The sequence below is a fragment of the Candidatus Neomarinimicrobiota bacterium genome (assembly GCA_041862535.1).
Classification (GTDB): domain Bacteria; phylum Fidelibacterota; class Marinisomatia; order SCGC-AAA003-L08; family TS1B11.
The window spans coordinates 1-4,857 of record JBGVTM010000052.1 but is presented as its reverse complement, the minus strand read 5'-3'; the positions used below and the strand labels follow the sequence as shown (position 1 = coordinate 4,857).

Sequence of the window (4,857 nt, the reverse complement as noted above, 5' to 3'; positions counted from 1 at the left end):
GTTTTGGAGAATTCGATCTGATAGTGAACGAGAAGCGCCTTCAGGTATTTCTCGGCGGCCTGCTGGGCGTGGAAGCCTATGGCATCCAGGTAAGGGGCATTTTCCCCGAGCAGATGCGCGGCAAGCTCGAGGTCTTTGGCAGCCTTTTCCAGCCATTGCTGGAGGAATTCGCGCTTCACTTCCTCAGGAGGCCTCATAGATGACCTTCCCGTATTTGTTGGCCGGATAGGCGAGGCCGCCAATGATGTTTTTGCTTTCCTCAAAACGTACGGTAGCCATGACCATAATATCGAAGGGATAGCCCAGTCCGCGTAATGCGTTCCCAATGCGTACGCTTTCTTCCCTTGTGTTACGGGGTATAGGTTCAAGGATAAGCAGGTCTATGTCGCTGTCGGGTGTCAGGTGACCGGCGGCTGCGGAGCCGAAGAGGATGATCCGGTCCGGTCGGGTTACGCTAAGGACGTGCTGGACGACTTCCTTAATAATTTGTTCATCAACGTCCATGCTGATGCCCTTCAGACTCTCCTTTTGACTGTTGCCTTCGAATCCCGGCCATTAGCTAGTCGTCCTTGAGGTAAGCTGCTGCCAGCAGATTCCGGGTTTCCCGAAGGGTCTGCACCTGGACCCTGGTGCTGGCCACCACTGGCATGAAGTTGGTGTCGCCGATCCAGCGGGGGACCACGTGGAGGTGTACATGCTCTTCGATCCCGGCCCCGGCGGCAGCCCCAATATTGGCCCCGAAATTGAAACCGCCGGCCTTCATTTCCCGGCGCATGATGGTCATGGCCCGCGAGACCAGGTTGAGCATCTCCAGCTGGACCTCCGGCTCCAGCTCCTCAAACTCATTCACGTGCGCGTAAGGTGCGATTAGAATGTGACCGTTATTGTAGGGATACAGGTTCATCATTACGAAAGCATGTTCACCCCGGTAGACAATGAGGTTCTCCAGGTCATCATTAGCGGCGGGTTTGTCGCAGAAAATGCAGCCTTCGGCTGGTTTAGGGGCCTGGACGTATTCCAGTCGCCAGGGAGCCCAGAGGCGCTTGATATTCAATTCTGGGCCTCTTCCTTCTCTTTTTTGGCGGCGGCGATGACCCGCTGCTCCTCGTCGTGGGGCATGTTCTCGTAGTGAGCGAAGCGCTGGTTGTGAAGGCCCCGGCCCCCCGTCATGGAGCGCAGAGCGGTGGCGTACTGGTCCAGGTTGGCCAGAGGGATGTGGGCCTTTACCCGCTGGTGGCGGCCTTCCGTCTCCATGCCCAGGATCTTACCCCGGCGGGCGGAGATGTCACCCATGACGTCGCCCATGAATTCCTCCGGCACCAGAACATCCACCTCGTAAATGGGCTCCAGCAGTTTAGGATTGGCATTCATGAAGGCCTCCTTGAAGGCCTCCCGGCCAGCGATCTGAAAGGCAATGTCCTTGGAATCCACCGGGTGTTGCTTACCGTCATAGACCACCGCCTTGAAGTCCACACAGCGGTAGCCGGCCAGGACCCCCTCTTCGGTGGCGATCCGCACGCCCTTCTCGATAGAGGGTATGAACGCCCGGTCGATGGCCATGCCTACTACCTTGCTTTCGAACTCGGCGCCCGATTCAGGCGCCAGTGGCTCAATGTACATCCACACTTCAGCGAACTGGCCGGCACCGCCGGTCTGCTTCTTATGGCGATACTTGGATTCGCCCCTGGAACTGATGGTCTCCCGGTACGGCACTTTAGGTGGGAGCAGGTCCACCTCTACTTTGAACAGCTGTTTGAGTCGCTGGATAACGATCTCCAGGTGGAGCTCGCCCTGGCCCGAGATGATGGTCTGTTTCAGCTCGGGGTCATACTCGAAGAGGAAGGTGGGGTCTTCTTCGTGAAGGGTAGCGAGACCGTTGCTGATTTTGTCTTCGTCACCCTTAGCCTTGGGAGCGATAGCGGCCCGGATTTTCTGTTCCGGCAGGTGAATTTTCGGGAGCACAATGGGATTGGTGCTGCCGCAGAGCGTATCGCCGGTGTGGGTGTGCTTGAGCTTGACCACCGCGGCGATGTCACCGGCCACTACCTCGCCCAGCTCCTTGCGATCCTTACCGTTCATGCTGTAAACAGTGCCCATGCGCTCCTGCTTGCTGCGGTTGATGTTGAACAGGTCGGCGCCCATCTTCACCTTGCCCGAGTAAACCCGGAAGAAAGAAAGTTCTCCCAGATGGGGCTCGCTGACCGTCTTGAATACGAAGGCTGAAACAGGACTATTTTCGGTAGCGGGCCGGGTGATTTCTTCTTCGCTATCAACGCTAACCTTGCCTTTCACTTCCTTGAAGTCGATGGCGCAGGGGCCATACTTGGCCAGGACATCCATCATGCGGCGGATGCCGACATTGGTTAGCGCAGAGACAGCGAAAACCGGGATCAGGGAGCCATTCAGGAAGGCTCCGTGGAGGCCACCACGGAGCTCTTCTTCGGAGAGCTCGTAGTTCTCGAAGAATTTCTCCAGGAGGGTATCGTCGGACTCGGCCACCAGTTCGATCAGTTCTTCGTGCAGCTTGGCGATCCGTTCGGCCCATTCCCCGGACAGGGGCTCATGGGTGTACTTGCCGGAGCCATCGGTTTTGTAGGTGTACAGCTCTTTACGGAGTACATCCGCCACCTGGTTGAAGCCTGGCCCCTGGTTAATGGGAAGGGTGATGGGAAAGACTTTGGAGCCGAACCGTTCGCGGGCCACGTTGAGGACGGCGTCGAAATCTGCGTGTTCCTTGTCCAGCATATTAACCGCGATGAGGTGGGGGAGGCCGTAGTCGGTGGCTGAGTTCCAGACCTGCTCAGTGCCTACCTCCACGTTGGAGACGGCGTGGATGACGACCACGGCAAAGTCGGCCACGCGCAGGGCGGCCTGCAGTTCGCCATAAAAATCGGCGTAGCCGGGGGTGTCCAGAAGGTTGAATTTCTTTCCCTCCCAGAGGAGACTTAAAACGGAGGCATTAATGGAAATCTGGCGCTCGATTTCGTCTTCATGGTAGTCGGAGGTCGTATTGCCGGCCTCAATGGTGCCTATACGGTTGATGACACCAGCGTTGAACAGCATGGCTTCGGAGAGAATGGTTTTGCCCGCCGAGCCATGCCCGACTAGGGCGAAGTTTAGGATATCCTCAGTTTTATACAGGGACATGCGGATTCTCCTCTATAATGGTTTCCTGGATCTATTAATGGCTCTGATAGCGTACAATTTGTACCCCGGAGCTTTCATACTATGGCATCCCCTTCAGGGTTGGTCCGCGCTCAAGGTAATCTTCCAGAACGGCGCGGGTAGCGGGTTTGAGGTAGATGCCTGAGAGGTCTTTGCAGGCGAGGGCCTCCGCCAGCAGTCGTGTTCGCTGCTCCAGCGGTGTGGACTTGTTAAGGACGATGAGTTCTTCGCCCTCCAGCAGGCAGGCGCCCCCATTAAAGGGACCGGTGTCGACAATTACCGCGTAGCCCAGGCGGCTGGCCACCTCCTCCAGATCGTTGTACAAGGCCTCGAGTTCGGCAAATGGATTGCGGCGGGGCAAGGCTATAGCAGCTCCTCACGGTGGCGGGTTCGCAGCCAGTGGACAATCTCCTGCACCCGCTCGCTCTCGGAGCGGGGAAGTACCAGGGTGGCGTCGGGGGTGGTGATAATGATCAGGTCCTGTACGCCGATGGCAGCGGTGTAGCGGTCCTCACTCAGCACCAGGGAGTTGCAGCTGTCCAGGATCGTCACGTCACCCTGGACGGCGTTTCCGGCCTTATCCTTGGGTAGCACCTCATGGAGGGTTTGCCAGCTGCCCAGATCGTTCCATTCAAAGCGGGTTTCGACAGTGAAGATTGAATCGGCGTTTTCCAGCACGCCGTAGTCGATGCTGATGGAATCCACCTCGGGCCAGATCTTGGTGAGGGCAGCTTGGAAATCGGGGGTATCGATGAGGTGTTCGATGCCGGCCAGTTTCTCGTAGGTTGCGGGTAGGTGTTGGGCCAGGTTATCCAGGATGGTGCTCACCCGCCAGATGAACATGCCGCCATTCCAGAGATGGAAGCCCCCCTCCAGGAACTGCTTGGCGGTCTCCAGGTCCGGCTTCTCGGTAAAACGAATCACGGGATGCACATCGCCGTCATCGTTACGTTCGAATTGGACATAGCCGAAACCGGTGGCGGGCCGGGTCGGTTGAATACCCAGGGTGATGAGGTTAGGTCCCTCGGCGGCCTTTTTGCGGGCCTGGTTCAGCGCCCGATAGAACTGTTTCTCTTTCCGGATCAGATGGTCTGACGGGAAGACGCCCATAACGACGTCGCCGAAGCGTTTACGGAGGATAAAGGCCGCCAGGGCGATGGCCGGGGCCGTGTTGCGGCCGCTGGGCTCGATGAAGAAATTCTCGTCAGGAACCTGGGGGATCTGAGCCCTGATCAACGGTGTGAGCTCATCAGAGGCCACCAGGTAAAGACCTTCGCAATTATGATCCTTTTCCAGCCGCTCTACAGTCTGGACGACGAGGGATTTGTTATTGATGAGGCCTAAAAGTTGTTTGGGATGCCGGCGGCGGCTTTTAGGCCAGAAGCGAGTGCCGACTCCACCGGCCAAGATGACACAGTGCATTTACTCTCTTCTTACAGTGCTATCATGCTGGGGAAAAGTAAGAGCTCCAACCTGAAAGTTAATATCAATACCGGCCACTTCCCAGCGGGGGCGCACCTCGACCACCTCCGGGTAATAGCTGAAACGGGCGGCCCGGTGATAGGGTTCCCAGCGGCCGCTATAAAATGGCAGGGGGTAGTCGCCGATCAACTCATGGGCGAAGAGGGTGTAAAATCCGGCCGGGACGCGTAGCAGGACATAGCTGGCCGAATCGGTGACCGTGTAAGTGAC

The 4,857-nt window shown here is 57.4% G+C and carries 7 protein-coding genes; all 7 read right to left on the bottom strand.

Annotated features, from left to right (window positions below; genetic code table 11):
* Positions 1–197: HEPN domain-containing protein (locus tag ACETWG_02135; protein MFB0515387.1), on the bottom strand; the 197-nt coding region annotated here is incomplete at its 3' end.
* On the bottom strand, positions 184–504 hold the full coding sequence (locus ACETWG_02130) for a nucleotidyltransferase domain-containing protein (protein ID MFB0515386.1): 321 nt from the start codon (positions 502–504) through the stop codon (positions 184–186). The genes ACETWG_02135 and ACETWG_02130, both read right to left, overlap by 14 nt.
* A gap of 55 nt (positions 505–559) precedes the next feature.
* Positions 560–1,054, bottom strand: coding sequence for an HIT domain-containing protein (locus ACETWG_02125; GenBank protein MFB0515385.1), 495 nt, complete (start codon positions 1,052–1,054; stop codon positions 560–562).
* Positions 1,051–3,147, bottom strand: coding sequence for an elongation factor G (gene fusA / locus ACETWG_02120; GenBank protein ID MFB0515384.1), 2,097 nt, complete (start codon positions 3,145–3,147; stop codon positions 1,051–1,053). Before fusA ends, ACETWG_02125 begins: the two co-directional genes overlap by 4 nt.
* 79 nt (positions 3,148–3,226) lie before the next feature.
* The gene (locus ACETWG_02115; protein ID MFB0515383.1) at positions 3,227–3,526 is read right to left on the bottom strand and encodes a hypothetical protein; all 300 of its coding nucleotides are present in this window, start codon (positions 3,524–3,526) and stop codon (positions 3,227–3,229) included.
* Between the two features lie 2 nt (positions 3,527–3,528).
* Positions 3,529–4,587, bottom strand: a complete 1,059-nt coding sequence (locus ACETWG_02110; GenBank protein MFB0515382.1) for a mannose-1-phosphate guanylyltransferase — start codon at positions 4,585–4,587, stop codon at positions 3,529–3,531.
* Positions 4,588–4,857: hypothetical protein (locus ACETWG_02105; protein ID MFB0515381.1), on the bottom strand; the 270-nt coding region annotated here is incomplete at its 5' end. It lies immediately after the preceding gene.

Excerpts from the sequence above, each read along its gene's own strand:
- ACETWG_02130 (MFB0515386.1), bottom strand. The coding sequence starts at position 504 with ATGGACGTTGATGAACAAATTATTAAGGAAGTCGTCCAGCACGTCCTT.
- fusA (MFB0515384.1), bottom strand. The coding sequence starts at position 3,147 with ATGTCCCTGTATAAAACTGAGGATATCCTAAACTTCGCCCTAGTCGGG.
- ACETWG_02110 (MFB0515382.1), bottom strand. The coding sequence starts at position 4,587 with ATGCACTGTGTCATCTTGGCCGGTGGAGTCGGCACTCGCTTCTGGCCT.